The 14,862-nt window shown below is 44.6% G+C and carries 8 protein-coding genes; 2 read left to right on the forward strand and 6 right to left on the reverse strand.

The window, feature by feature from the left end; genetic code table 11:
• Positions 1 to 21 precede the first annotated feature (21 nt).
• Positions 22 to 639: an HdeD family acid-resistance protein gene (locus ACMJ0U_RS11950; protein ID WP_417130117.1), complete on the reverse strand. Its 618-nt coding sequence runs from the start codon at positions 637 to 639 to the stop codon at positions 22 to 24.
• A gap of 122 nt (positions 640 to 761) precedes the next feature.
• On the opposite strand from ACMJ0U_RS11950, the gene ACMJ0U_RS11955 reads away from it, so the two are divergent.
• Entirely contained in the window at positions 762 to 1,613 is an 852-nt protein-coding gene (locus ACMJ0U_RS11955) for a helix-turn-helix domain-containing protein (protein ID WP_417130118.1), read from the forward strand.
• A 6-nt stretch (positions 1,614 to 1,619) separates the two neighbouring features.
• Here the strand turns inward: ACMJ0U_RS11955 and ftsH are convergent, their stop codons facing one another.
• Positions 1,620 to 3,479, reverse strand: a complete 1,860-nt coding sequence (gene ftsH / locus ACMJ0U_RS11960) for an ATP-dependent zinc metalloprotease FtsH (RefSeq protein WP_417130119.1) — start codon at positions 3,477 to 3,479, stop codon at positions 1,620 to 1,622.
• Positions 3,480 to 3,620: 141 nt separating this feature from the next.
• Here ftsH and ACMJ0U_RS11965 point away from each other — a divergent pair, with 141 nt between their 5' ends.
• Complete coding sequence (locus tag ACMJ0U_RS11965; protein ID WP_417130120.1) at positions 3,621 to 4,886, forward strand: alpha/beta fold hydrolase; 1,266 nt, start codon at positions 3,621 to 3,623, stop codon at positions 4,884 to 4,886.
• Between the two features lie 19 nt (positions 4,887 to 4,905).
• Here ACMJ0U_RS11965 and ACMJ0U_RS11970 read toward each other — a convergent pair whose 3' ends face one another.
• The 4 genes from ACMJ0U_RS11970 to ACMJ0U_RS11985 all read right to left on the reverse strand — a co-directional run bounded on the left by ACMJ0U_RS11970 (position 4,906) and on the right by ACMJ0U_RS11985 (position 14,853).
• Entirely contained in the window at positions 4,906 to 7,119 is a 2,214-nt protein-coding gene (locus tag ACMJ0U_RS11970) for a DPP IV N-terminal domain-containing protein (RefSeq protein ID WP_417130123.1), read from the reverse strand.
• 158 nt (positions 7,120 to 7,277) lie between these two features.
• Positions 7,278 to 9,686 carry a beta-L-arabinofuranosidase domain-containing protein gene (locus ACMJ0U_RS11975; protein ID WP_417130121.1) on the reverse strand — a complete coding sequence of 803 codons (2,409 nt, stop codon included), beginning with the start codon at positions 9,684 to 9,686 and terminating at the stop codon, positions 7,278 to 7,280.
• Positions 9,687 to 9,716: 30 nt separating this feature from the next.
• Entirely contained in the window at positions 9,717 to 12,131 is a 2,415-nt protein-coding gene (locus ACMJ0U_RS11980; RefSeq protein ID WP_417130122.1) for a family 43 glycosylhydrolase, read from the reverse strand.
• A 16-nt stretch (positions 12,132 to 12,147) separates the two neighbouring features.
• On the reverse strand, positions 12,148 to 14,853 hold the full coding sequence (locus ACMJ0U_RS11985) for a glycoside hydrolase family 97 catalytic domain-containing protein (protein WP_417130124.1): 2,706 nt from the start codon (positions 14,851 to 14,853) through the stop codon (positions 12,148 to 12,150).
• Between the last annotated feature and the right edge of the window lie 9 nt (positions 14,854 to 14,862).

Consider the following 14,862-nt stretch of genomic DNA (forward strand, 5'->3'; position numbering starts at 1 on the left):
TTACATTCCCTCCAAATAAATCTATTCAATCACGTCCACATCCGTTATTTTTTCTTCCTCGTGCCTCATTTTTTCCAATTCATCGTTAAACCGCTTAAACTTAAAAGCAACCACCACCCGAAAGACTCCATAAAAGCAAAATGCCCCAGTCAAATAAACAAGAATAAATATCCCTCCATAAACTGGAGTCACCAGAAATAAAAAGGCACAGACCAAACTTAGGATATTGAAGCCTAACAGAGAACGCCACTTTTTAAAGGAGTAGTGAGAAAAACCACAGGATTCACATATTCCGATGACTGAATGAAACAACATCCAGAAACCGACAATATAAGAAAAAGACAGCAACATGTGAGTCGGAGGGAGCAAGTACAACCACATTCCCAGCAACAGCTCAATAATGCCTCGAGCCAAACTCCATCCCCAGAAATCATTCCATTCTCTGTTTGTCACGGCAAAAGCAATATTAAACAATCCACTTGCCAAAAGAATACAGACAAACAGGACAGACAGCAAAACAAATGATTCTATGGGCAGAACCAAACAACAAATGCCGGCAAGAATACTCAATATTCCCACTAACAGAGGTATCCACCAATATTTAAAACAATTCCCGTGCAAACAAGTTCCAGTTGTCATATCAAATCAGATTTACAATTTATATTCACAAAAATAAACGACAGAGGGTTGTTTTCCATTACCATAAGCCACCTAAAAATGTGCATAATTTCCTATCTTTGTCCAAAGAAGTTTTTTCAGCTATGCAAACCAATGCCACATCAAAAGCCCAACCAGCCACTTTAAGCCTTCCCAAATCCAGCATTCAGGATTTTACAGATAATATCGGACATTTACCCGAAGAGCATGTCTTTCTCTTTGACGGTATTATTCTGGGTATTTGCACAAGAGGGTATGTCCGATTCAAAATAAACTACAAGGAATACCAGGTTTCGTCCAATGAAACATTCATCATTTTGCCACGCCATATTTTCACCATCATTGAAACCAGTTCCGACCTGCAGCTAAAAATACTTCAGTTCTCTTCCGACTTTTTATTGTCTCTCCCTACAAGTCCCAATTTCGACCTGATGAGAAGAATATCCTCTTGTCCTTGTGTTTTCATCCCACCAGAAGACATGGAAAATCTGACAAGTCTGTGCACGATGTTCCATCAATATGAAACGAAATCCGAAACGGCCATACAACTCCAAAGAGCCTTACTGCTATCCATTGCCTTCATCATTGCCACCTCTTTCGAGCAGAGCCCCGTATGCGAGGAAGCGCCCCTGTCACGACAAGAAAGTCTTACAAAAGAATTTTTCAATCTGCTACTGCAACACTACAGCGTGCAGAGAAATGTATCTTTTTATGCGGCAAAACTTTACATCACTTCTAAATACCTCTCTACAGCCGTAAAGAAAGTGACAGGCTACCCCCTACAAAACTGGCTCAACGATCTCACCGTCATTGCAGCCAAACGACGTATCAAGACTACAACCCTGACCATACAGCAGATATCCGATGAACTCCATTTCCCGACGGCCTCTTCATTCGTGCGCTTCTTCCGGCAACACACCGGAACAACCCCGTTGAAATACCGGAAAGAAAAATAGTCCAAGCTATTTTGAGCGGCTTGTTGCATGCAGGATGCTCATAAATTCCTCCCCTGTAATCGTTTCTTTTTCCAGCAAGAAGGTAGCGGCTTCGTGCATCACCTCCAAATTCTCCTGAATAAGTTTCCGCGCTTTCTCATGCGCTTTCTTGATTATCTCCAGTACTTCCTGGTCGATGCTGGCAGCTGTTTCTGCCGAACAAGTAAGCGAGGCATCTCCTCCCAGGTAGACATTGTTCACGGTTTCCAATCCCATCATATCATATTTATCACTCATTCCATAACGAGTTACCATCGCACGAGCCAGTTTCGTAGCCTGCTCTATGTCATTCGAAGCCCCCGTAGTCACCACCTGACAAACCACTTCTTCCGCAGTACGCCCTCCGGTCAATGTCACAATCCGATTGAACAAATCATCCTTATTCATCAAAACCAGTTCCCCACTTTCCACTTGCATGGTATAGCCCAATGCGCCTGATGTTCGAGGAATAATCGTGATTTTGTGTACAGGAGCCGAATGTGTCTGCATGGCAGCAACCAGCGCGTGTCCGACTTCATGATAAGCTATAATTCTTTTTTCTTCTGCAGATACTACCTTTCCTTTCTTCTGAGCACCGGCAATCACAGTTTCCACACTTTCTTCCAGGTCAGCTGTATTTATTTTATTCCTGCCCATGCGAACTGCCCTCAAAGCAGCCTCATTGACAATATTCGCCAGTTCTGCTCCGGAAGTACCAGCCGTAGCACGAGCCACCACATCAATATCCACCTCTTCATGCTTTACCCTCTTCAGGTGTACATTCAAAATGGCCTTTCGTCCTTCCAGGTCAGGCAACTCCATCTGGATACGCCGGTCAAAACGTCCCGGACGCAGCAAAGCCTTGTCCAGATTTTCCGGCCGGTTCGTTGCCGCCAATATGACCACTCCCTTTCGCCCGTCAAATCCGTCCATCTCCGTCAGCAACTGATTCAACGTCTGTTCCCGTTCATCATTTCCTCCCAATCCACTATCTCTTCGCTTACCAATGGCATCTATTTCATCTATAAAAATAATGCAAGGAGCTTTCTCATTGGCCTGTCTGAACAAATCGCGCACTTTTGCCGCCCCCATCCCGACAAACATCTGTACAAATTCAGAACCGGATATAGCAAAGAAAGGAACTTTGGCTTCCCCTGCTACCGCACGTGCAATCAACGTCTTTCCTGTTCCCGGAGGACCGACCAACAAAGCGCCTTTAGGCAAAGAAGCACCTATATCCGCATATTTCTGGGGATTATGCAGAAAGTCCACAATTTCCTTCAGCATATCTTTGGCCTCGTTCTGTCCGGCCACATCGGCAAAAGTTGTCTTGATTTCCGAGTCGGCATATATCTTGGCTCCCCCATTTCCAAATGACATAAAATTACCTCCAGCTCCCATACGGGCCTGAATACTCCGGCTGGCTTGCTTCCATATAATATAGAACAAAAGTCCCGGAAGAATCCACATTAAAATAAAATTAAGTACAGGAGAATTTTCCTCGGGTACAATCTCACTGAAGGTAATTTTCCCGTTGGCATTCGGACTTTTCGCTTTCAGTAACCGGTCTACCAACTGCGGGTCTTCTATTTCTCCGGTCTGATACGTCAATTCTTCTCCATTTTCCAATACCGTGAAATAAATCTGTCCGGACTTTACCATAACTTCCTTTATCGCACCGGCATCCATCTTCTCCACAAAAGTGCTGTAATCTGTCGCTCTGATTTTCCGGTTCATCAGATTAGGGAAAATCAACCAGTTTAAAAACAGCACGATTAATATCACCCATAAAAAAGAGACGAAAGGATTTCCTTTCTGAGGTCGTGTTCCCGATACTTCTTGCTTCATATTATTTCATACTTAGTTTGACTACAAATATCGCAAGCAGCTCAAAAAATGAATAACCATAATGGAAGAAATAATGTGCAAAAGTTCGCTAGAATAAAGTTATTATATACATTTGCTATATTAACTTCAAGACTCAAATATATGAAAAATATACAATGGCTCTCCATCACATTACTGACAGCCTGCCTGCAGGCTCATGCCCAGCAGAATAATATGCAACGCGCACAACAGATTCTGCAATGGATGAAAAATGCACAAAGTGACAGTATATACGCTTGCTTTGACGCTAAAATGCAACAAGCTGTTCCCTTATCACAATTAAACGAGATGTGGCCACAAATGGGGCAACAGTTCGGAACGCTGATGGAAGAAAAAGAATGGAAGCAAGATGCCATTGACGGAACAATAGTCTATTACAGCGACTTGAAATTTGAACGTGCCCCTATACGCTTTATGGTCGCATTCAATCAGGAAAGAAAAGTAAACGGGCTTCGCCTGCTACCTGTTCCATCTGAAGAAAAACCACAAGTAATTCCTTTCGACAGTATTCACCTGGAAGAATCACCCATAGAAGTTGTCAGCGGTACGTACAAACTACCCGGTGTCATCACCCGACCTAAAGGGAAAACAAATCTTCCCATCATAATTTTATTACAAGGTTCCGGGCCTCATGATAAGGATGGTCAAATTGGCCCCAACAAAATTTATCAGGATATGGCTTGGGGATTAGCCTCACAAGGCGTAGCAGTCTTACGCTATGACAAGCGTACATATGTGTATGGAAAATCGGCTTCTCCCCAAGGAAAAGACATTACTCCAGAAGAAGAAGTGATAGAAGACGCCATCTCTGCCAGCCGACTAGCAGGCTCACTTCCGTTTGTAGACGCGCAAAAAGTATTCATTGCAGGACACAGTCTGGGAGGATTACTGGCTCCTCTCATTGCTACGCGCTGTCCTTCCGTAAAAGGTCTTATCCTGCTGGCCGCCCCTTCCCGTCCACAAGATGACATCCTCAAAGAACAGTTGCACTATTTGGCTTCACTGAACGGAAATACCGACGAACAGCTCCTCATGCAGCAATATCAGCAAATCAAGGCCAGTGCCCCTGAAACTTACTGGGACTATCTAGACAAGTACGCTCCTGTCATGACAGCCCACTCGTTGACTATCCCCATGCTCTTTTTGCAGGGAGAACGTGATTATCAGGTGACCATGCAGGACTTTACGATGTGGAAACTCGGAATGTTCGGTAAATCCAATGTAACTTTCCGGTCGTATCCGTCTTTAAACCATTGTTTCATGGAAGGTACCGGGAAGTCTACCCCTATGGAATACAATCACCCTGGAAGGGTATCGGAGAAAGTCATCAAAGATATAGCAGAATGGGCCATTCATCGAAATGAATGACCCATTGACCTGCCACAAGTTATTTTCCTGTCTTCACTTTATCCCATGAGGGAGGAGTGATTCCCATCAAATGGCGGACAAAGAAGTCATAACGCTTGTGTTCGCCAAAGTCCTCTCCCATCGTGTGGTGAGCTCCCGGGATAACCACCAGTTCAAAATCTTTATTGGCTTTTATCAAAGCATTGGCCACCTGCATGGTAGAAGCCGGATCTACATTATCGTCCAGTTCGCCTACAACCAGCATCAACGGACGGCTCAGCAGATGAGCATTGTCTACATTGGAACAAGCACTGTAGGATTCATCTACCGGATATCCCATCCAAAGTTCATTCCACCAGATTTTATCCATACGGTTGTCGTGACATCCACATGCCGAATAGGCAGCCTTGTAGAATTCCGGATGGAACAACACGGCCCCGGTAGACTCCTGTCCTCCGGCAGAGCAACCGAAAATTCCTACTCGGTCAATATCCATATAAGGATATTTCTGCGCAGCAGCCTTAATCCAAGCAATATGATCAGGCAATCCAGCATCTTTCAGGTTCTTGTAACAAACTTCTTCGAATTCTTTCGAACGGAAAGAGGTCGTCATCCCATCTACCTGTACCACAATAAATCCCAATTCAGCCAGCGAAGTCATCCACCAGTTATAAGAAGAGAACGTCTTCGGCACATACTGGTCGCCTGGTCCGGAATAAATGTATTCAATTACCGGATATTTCTTCGACGGATCAAAATTGGACGGGCGATAAATCACTCCCCACATATCCGTTTTTCCATCACGCCCTTTGGCTGAGAATACTTCCGGAGCTTTCCAGCCATTGGCCAGCAAAGCAGAAATATCAGCTTTGTCCAACTGCATGCGGATTTTCCCGTTCTGCGCCTCACGAAGCACAGCAATCGGGGCCTGATCCACTTTGCTATACACGTCTACCAGATACTTATAGTCGGATGAATACCAGCATTGGTGCATTCCTTCTTCCGGGGTCAGTTCTATCAGGTTGCTTCCGTCAAAATTGATTTTATAATAATGAATCAAGTACGGGTCCTCGCCTTTCTTCATGCCATTGGCCGAGAAATAAATCACCTCATTAGCCTCATCCACATGCTGTACCCCACGTACATACCATTCCCCTTTCGTAATCTGATTCAAAGGCTTTCCGGTAGCCCGGTCGTAGAGATACAGATGATTGTAATTATCCCGCTCACTTGACCAGATAATCCGCTTGCCATCGCTCAGGTAGTTACGGTAAATCCGAGGATAATTCACGTATTTTTCTTCCTTTTCTTCAATCAACGTACGGACACTGCCGTCCATTGCCGACATTTCCAACACGCGATACACTTTATGCCCGCGTTCATTGTATTCAAAGGTAATGGCCTTACTATCCGCATTCCACATCGGGCCAGATAATTCATATTGATGGCTGAACAGTTCCGTAGAAGGAATCAAACGACGCCCGGATTCTACTTCGAAAATACAAGGCACCTTGAAACGCAACTCATCTCCAGGTTTAGCATACTCCTGCTTATGCAACTTCGGCTGCGACTGGTCCAAAGGAGAAGACTCTACATAATATACGTAACGTTTTTCTACCGGACGAATCCGACAAGACACTACTGACTTAGAATCGGGCGACCACTGGATATACGAAGAATAATAATTGCTCAACGTACCATCCTGACTCAGCTGCTTTTCTTTGCCTGTCGCCACTTCGCGAACATATACATTGTCATTTTTAATAAAAGCAGTCCACTTACCATCCGGTGAGGTAACCGGGCGGCCTTCTTTCTCATCGTCTACCTCCATCCAATGAGGCTGTTTCCCACGAGGAGGAATCATTCCTTCATCCAGCAAGCGGTTATTTTTGATGCTGTAAGCCCAGAACTTCCCGTCCAACTGGAAACGTAACGTATCCAACGAAGTATTCAACCGGCAATTCTGAAGCGGAAGGTTATAGGCATTTATCTCCCGTCCTGCTTTTTCAGTTAATGCAGATGCCATTTTCTGCTGGTCAAACAACGCCGTACGTTTTTTCGATGCAGCATCCACCTTCATGTATTCCTTTCCCTTTTCTGTCTGCCGTACATACCAGAAAGTAGGAGTCTGCTCTACCCAATGCGGAACCACACCTGCATACAGCACATGCCTGGCATTGTATTTCTCTCGCAGCGCATACGCACGGTTGTAATCCTCTACCGTACCTTGTGCCCAAAGCGAGACACAAGACATACTGCCTAACGCGAATAACAAAACGACTGATTTGAATAAATTATTTTCCATTCTATCCTATGTATTAAAGAATTCGGGACTTCAGATTCTCTTCAGTCACCCCCAAGAAAACCCAAAATCCCGAATCCGATTGCATTATTATCTATTAATTATCATGGTTATTTCACTTCCCACTCATACAAGCCTGAAGAATTCTTTTCTGGCTGTACTACTTCCAGTTTTACAGCCTTTGTCTTCACCGGTTCAAAATCTACGGTATTCGGATTGCCCTTCTGTACCCCATACGCTGTAATATTCTGTACAGGAGTCCAGTTACCAAAAGCATCTTTATAATAGATTTTCCAAGACTTCGGTACACGGCAACCTCCCCAAGGAGCATCATCATACCAATACACTGTAGAACTGGAAACTTCCATTTCTTCCGGGAATTCGTATAAAATCCATTCTGTAGTACCTTCTTTCGGCCACCAGTGATAATACGGAATCGTACGGTCGTTTTCATCCTTCGGCACCAGACCGTCAGAGATAGAAGATAGTGATTTTACTTTATGAGAAGCATCTACCTTACTCTTCGATGCCAGTGTAGGGATAGCCACCGGACGAGTTGCACTAACTTCATTCGGCAACCACACGGCCATATTTCCTGCTCCACGATGTGCCCATGCATAATATGGAATCATGGTCAGTGTATGATCTTTTGCGACCAGACGGCCCGATTCATCGTATTCCAATGTCTGAGCCTGGGTCTTAATCTGATTGATGCCGTACAACAAATCCGGTTTTTCTACGACTTCAAACTTCGGAGTGCGGTTCATCAATACACTCAATACATCAAAATCATTGTCCGGCCACTCTGCACAATACACAATCGGACCACGTTCTACAGATACCCGGCCACGGTCAGCTTCCACCTTTCCATTGGCTCTTACCGTACGCACATTCATATCGAAATGAATTTCTACCTTATCTCCCTTCTTCCATTTACGGTCGATGGTCAGGTAGCCTTTCTGTAAGTCTGATGTCACTTCTTCACCGTTCACCTTCACACTGTATTTCGGACGTACACCATCGGTGTAAGTATACAAGTCACTTGGTACAACCTGATTGCGAACCCATCCCGGAATACGAATCTTCATGGCAAACTGTCCAGCTGAATTACGGTCTACTGCCAATGTAATATCCCCGTTCCATGGATAAGATGTGGTTTGTGAAAGTGTAACCTTCTTTCCGTTTACCTGCAAAGTAGCATTGTTGGCAATGAACAAGTTTACATACACATCCTTTCCTTTTACTGCATAGACATAGCCCGGAACAGAAGGAATGAAACGGCAGATATTAGACGGACAACAAGCACAGCCAAACCAAGGCTGACGCTGGTGCTGTCCCATAGACTCCAACGGATTCGGATAGAAGAAACCGCCCCCGTCCAAAGATACGCCTGAAATCAACCCATTGTACAAAGTACGCTCCAACACATCATAATATTTAGATTCACCGTGCAAAAGGAACAAACGGTAGTTCATATATACATTACCGATAGCCGCACAAGTTTCACAGTAAGCCGACATATTAGGAAGTTCATAATTCTTTCCGAAAGCTTCCCCATTGCTTGTCGCACCGATACCTCCAGTGATATACAGTTTCTTAGAAACAATGTTATCCCAGATACGGTCGATGGCATGAATATAAGCAGTATCACCTGTCAGGGCAGCCACATCGGCCATACCAGAATACATGTACGCTGCACGCACTGCATGTCCTACTGCCTCATCCTGTTCAATTACCGGTTTGTGAGCCTGACTGTATTCATCCCGACGAGAAGTATAGCCACGCTTATCGAGGAAGAATTTAGCCTGGTCCAAGTATTTCTGGTCACTGGTTACCAGATATAATTTAGCCAACGCCATTTCTGCAATCTGATGTCCCGGCACACGTACCTGCTGTCCCGGTTTGTCTCCAATCTCCCGGCAGACACAGTCTGCATAACGAATGGCTATATCCAGGAAATTCCGTTGTCCCGTAGCCTGATAGTGTGCAATAGCACCTTCTACCATGTGACCTAAGTTATAGAATTCATGGCTTAGCTCTTCTACCTTCTCCCAGCGTTTACTACCTGCCCATTCATGCGGATGTGCAGGATTCATGGTACGTGAGGTGTACAAATAGCCGTCAGGTTCCTGTGCGGCAGCCACAATTACCAGCACACTGTCAATGTATTTTTTCAGTTTCTTATCCGGATAAGTCTGAAGCAGATAGCTGGCCCCTTCAATAGTCTTATACACATCCGTATCATCAAACGAATAGCCTGTCACCTTATTATTTTCACTCGGATGAGCGGCCATTTCAAAGTTCTTGTAGCGTCCGGTTTCTTCACATTTGCTAAAAGCCAACGGAATAGTTACTTCACGGCTGGCTTTCAAACGCTGTCCCCAAAAAGAATCCGTCAGTTTTACCGAAGTAAACGGAACCGGATCAATCGGATAGCCGTGTGCAGAAGCCTTCTTCTGCGCGTATGCCCCACCTCCTATCAACGAAAAAAGCAGAGCAGAAATCACAAATTTTTTCATGGTGTTACTCATATTTATAGGTTATTATTCTCACTTATTTTCCAAGGGAAGTGCCTCATCCCAAATCTTCAACGCATGCAGATAACCGCTAAAAGGCCAGTTACCTTCTGCATTCTGTCCCAAAGTTACAAATTGTATCGGTTTAATCAGCAACTGAATATCTTTTGAACTGATCAACTGCCCGTTTATATATACCTTCTCGATACGTCCGTCAAAAACGACATAAATATGTTGCCATTTTCCTTCCAGTGACTTAGCCTCCTTATAACCAACATCTTCGTACCAGCCATAATGGTTCAACATCCCGCAACGAGGTTCTGTGCCATTCACCAGCATGATTTTTTCCATTTCATCGTGCGAACTGGTAAAATCGGCCACGCATTCATTCTCAGCCATTTCCGGATTCAGCACCCAGGCTTCCAACGTATAAGGAGCATTGTCACGAAGAGTAGCCGGCAAAGTAAAGCTGGAACGGAAGAACTGCTCTCCTCCAAAACGGAAAGCCTTCTTTCCCTGCTGTTCTTCTATAATTACCGGAGCCTTTTGAGTCTCAAAATAGCCTTCTACAACTCCCTTATTCGGAATATATCCCACCGTATCACCGACTGCAAAATCATCTGTATCCAGAGATACCAGCAATCCTCTTTTCATCTTATCAGAAGCTTCTACACGCACCAAACCCACAGTTGCATCGTAAGCCTTTTCCGCTTCTTCCTGCTTCCAGTTATAATAACGGAAATTTGTCAATATCAGTTCCTTATCCTGGGACTGGATAACCACCTTTCCTCGTTGTACATACTTATCTGCCGATTGGAAAATCCAGCGATTGTTTTCATACACCCAGACTGTAGCTGTATGCTCCTCTTTTGGATTAATGACCGGAGATGCAAATTCCAGCAACGTCCCCGGTACCAGGACGATGGCCTCCTGTCCATCAATACGCTTACGGGAAACTTGTCCGGATTTCAATTGGAAAACACCGCCCAGCATACCACCGTCGTTTCTCCACTCCGTACCGTTCCAGTCCAAACCCGAAAGTCCCATCCACAACTGAGGAGATGCCGTTTCAAACTCGCCGAACACTTTAATATTCCACAAAGCACCAGCAAAACCATTTTTCTGCGTTCCCGTCGTAGTCAATCGTACATAACGTGCTCTCACATCACCAAAATCGACCATCGGACTTCCAGCCAGATAATTAGCACGCTTATCTGCAAAAACATCCCACTTCTTTCCGTCTACCGAAGTTTCAATCACATACTGATAATATGATGTGCCATATTCAAATTGTGTCCACACCGTACAGATATTCTCTACCTTCTGCAAGTCAATCTCAATCCATTCCTGTCCCATTGTCTTCGGGCGCCACAACGTACCATTATTATCGTCTACCGCATACTCAGGCACAAAGTTGGCATCATAAAACGAAGAAGCCTTGACCGGCTTCCGATAGGCCAGGTTTTTCGATTTCAATACACTCTTGGCAAAAGTCCCCACTCCGCTGTGTGTTCCTTCTATAGGAGCGATGGAACCATCGGCATTAAATTCCAGTTTGTCAATGCAAACCTGACGATGAAATCCACGGTTGGAATGAGGATTATCATGACGATGGTATACGATATAATAATTATCTCCTTCCTGCAAAATGCTGTGATGACCCGGTCCGTGCACTGTACCGTCGGCGGACGTCTTCAGAATTGTACCTCTATATGTATAAGGTCCAAGCGGTCCTACCGTGCTCGTAGCGTACTGCACATGATAGGTACTGTCATGACACGAATCGGAAGAATACATAAAATAATAGATACCGTTTCGTTTCATCACAAACGGAGCTTCAAAGAAATCCTTTACTTCCGTATTAGGAATCAACTTTGTTTCCACAAAACCTTTCATATCAGGTGTCATCTTTCCAGCCCCGCAGCCAAAACCTTTATAGATACCCCATGTACCCCAATACAAATATACCGAACCGTCATCGTCTACAAACGTCTGGCCATCCAGCGTAATGGCATTCTTCACAAAGCGATCAGGAACCAGCACGGCTTCACTTTCTCCCAGTACATTCTTCCATGGGCCACGCGGTGTATCTGCAACTCCTTCATATACATTGCAAGGCTGGCAATAGAACATACGATACGTGCCATCGGTATGCTGCATTACATCCGGGGCCCAAATCCAGTGGCTGTCCGGCCAGTTCATCGGCATGATGGTCCAGTTCTCAAAATCCTTGCTACACCATACCTGCGAAGGACCAAATCCTGCCCCACTGCCATCAGTCGTAGCATAGACATAATATGTATCTCCGAACTTCTTTACCGTAGGGTCCGCAAAATACCCTGGAATAAACGGATTTCCTGCACCCGGAGTATTCCATTCCACCTTTTGTGAATAAGCAGTACTTAAAACTGTACCCAACAATAGACCTGCCAAGACATACCTTTTCATCTTTTTCTTCCTTTCATTATGGGTGCACTTCATTCAATATCGGAATTTCAATTTCATAGAAATACTCTTTCAGCAACTGATACATGTCAGGATCATACGATTTCAGTTTCGTACGACGGTTCATGGCATTGTGTACTTTATTCGGAGTTTCCGAATAACGGTTACAGTTGAAGAACGACTGCACACATTCTGCAAAATACTCTTCTTTATTTGAAATAGCATACGTATCCTTCCACAAGCCCTTGGCAATGGCATTTTGTCTGCACTTCTCCAAACGGTCATCAAAATCAGGTTCTACACCTACAATACCAATGGTATGGAACAAATGTGCAAACTCATGAATCAGAATATTTTCTCCCACATACTTATCACCCGGGAAAGCCAGCACATTCTCTTCTCCACAGCTAGCCGAAAAATCATCTTCCGGAGCACCGCCAAAACCTCTGGCACGCTTATTCCAGAAAGCGATATTCTCCGGTGTGTTGCAGATATGTGCATATTCCGGCAAATCACACACTTCTTCGTGTTCCCCGATAATCATCACATGACATCCTTTGCTTACCATGTGTCGCTTGATATCCGGACGCTTTGCCAGCATCAGCGATACAATCTCATACGCCTTTTCCAGAGCCTCATCACGTACCTTATCAGATGACACAATATATAATCCGTCTACTTCCAGGTATTTTTTATAGAAAGAAGGGATTCCTTTTCCCGCAGGTACAGCCGAAGGTTTCACTTCCGTCACAAAAGTACGTTCCAGTTTTAAGGCAAATCCTCCTCCAGAAGCCAAATGGATAGGCAGTTTGGTATGAGCATCTACCACAAAAGTTTCCTTCACATAATCTTCTGCCTGGCGAGATGCATTGATACCGTCCTTGAACAAAGTACATTGATACTTCTCCCCTTCACCCAAGAAGGAGAAATCCAGTGTCACCTCACGCTCATCCCAGTTTGTCATACCTCCGATATACCAGTTAATATCTTTTTTGCGAACCGTCACAATCGATTCACCCAGTTTGCCTGAATAAATAAAGGTAGAATCTGTCTCCACCGGAATTGAACTGATGAAATCCACACATTCCTGTTCCTTCAAATAATTCGTCGGCGCATCACACAACATCGTAAACGGAGAGTCATGCACAATGTAAGCAGCCAACTGATGACATCGTGTCCCCATGCTGGCCGGACTAGAATACATCGGCTGGAAATCACGTTTCGACAAATTTCGCATAGCCCCCGGTGTATAGTCCACATAGCCAGCCATCAAACGGATGTACGGGAAAGTCACGTCATAAAGTGGCATATTTTTCTCCACTTCACTCCATTTCATCTCTTCCATACCGAACACGCTTTCATAATTTACCACATTCGGATAGGTACGATTCAAACCGGTCGGCTTATAGATTCCGTGATAATCCAATATCAGTTTGTATTCTGCCGCCTTTGCCGCAATACGATAAATCATTTCCACCGCAGTCTGGTCATCCCGATCAAGGAAATCCACCTTAAAGCCCTTGATTCCCATCTCTGCATATTTCCGGCAAGCCTCGTCCAACTGTGAATCCAGCACATTGAACACCGTCCAGAGTACCAGCCCCACTCCCTTGCTCTTTCCATATCGAATCAATTCCGGCAAATCCAGTTCAGGAATCACTGTCAGCATATCCCCGCTCTTCGGGTCATACCAACCCTCGTCCAATACGACATATTCCAACCCGTTCCGGGAAGCAAAATCAATATAATACTTATATGTATCCATGTTGATACCTGCTTTGAAAGGTACCCCTTTCAGGTTCCAGTCATTCCACCAGTCCCATGCTACCTTACCCGGCTTTACCCAGGAACAGTCTCCAATGCGGTTAGGAGAAGCCAGCGCATATACCAGATTATTCACCGGCATTTCTGTATCCTTTTCAGTTATAGCCAAGATACGCCACGGATACGTACGGTTTCCTTTTACGCGTGCAATGTAATCCTCCGTTTCCGTCACATACTCCTGCTTACGCCAAGGATAGAAATCCGTTTTTTTCGGATAAGGAGCAAACACACCTTTCAATGCCTGCTTTCCATCCGGCTGCACAAACATTCCCGGATAAGCTTCCAAGTCCGACTCCAGTAGTGTCACCTTTGCCTGCTTGCAGTCCACTGTTACCGGCAAAAAAGCCAGTTCCTGCGGAGCCTCCGACAACGGTTTCACCTCATACGTATTTTGAAAAGCCATTGCCATCGGTTTTTCCTTATTCGTAGAATATGGCAAATAAGCTGTATAATTCCCCGCAAACCGGAATTCCGCAATTTCATTTTTGATAATCAAATTCTCCTTGGAAGAGGTATAAAAACGATAAGCCACTCCTTCGTTGTAGACACGGAAATACACTCCATAGTCACCTCTCAGCTTCAAGTTCATTTCATTGCAAACTGCCTGAAACGACTTGAAGCGATAAAAAGGTGCATCAATGTCCTGAAAAATCTTTTTAGTCTTGGCAGAAATCACTTTTGCCACACCCGCCAGAGCAGGTGTCTTTCCTTCTTGAATTAACCCTAATTTACTATCAACAACAATAAGAGAGTCTTTATGATATACAGAATAAATCAGTCCGTCCGTACCCGCAGAGATTTCCACTTTCAACTGCTTGTCGGGCGACTGCACCACATATACTTTATTTCCGGCCGCCATCACAGAAAGACAACCACAAAGCCATAAAACAGCACTTACGATTAACGATGT

The organism is Phocaeicola sp., from assembly GCF_048170425.1.
Classification (GTDB): Bacteria; Bacteroidota; Bacteroidia; order Bacteroidales; family Bacteroidaceae; genus Phocaeicola.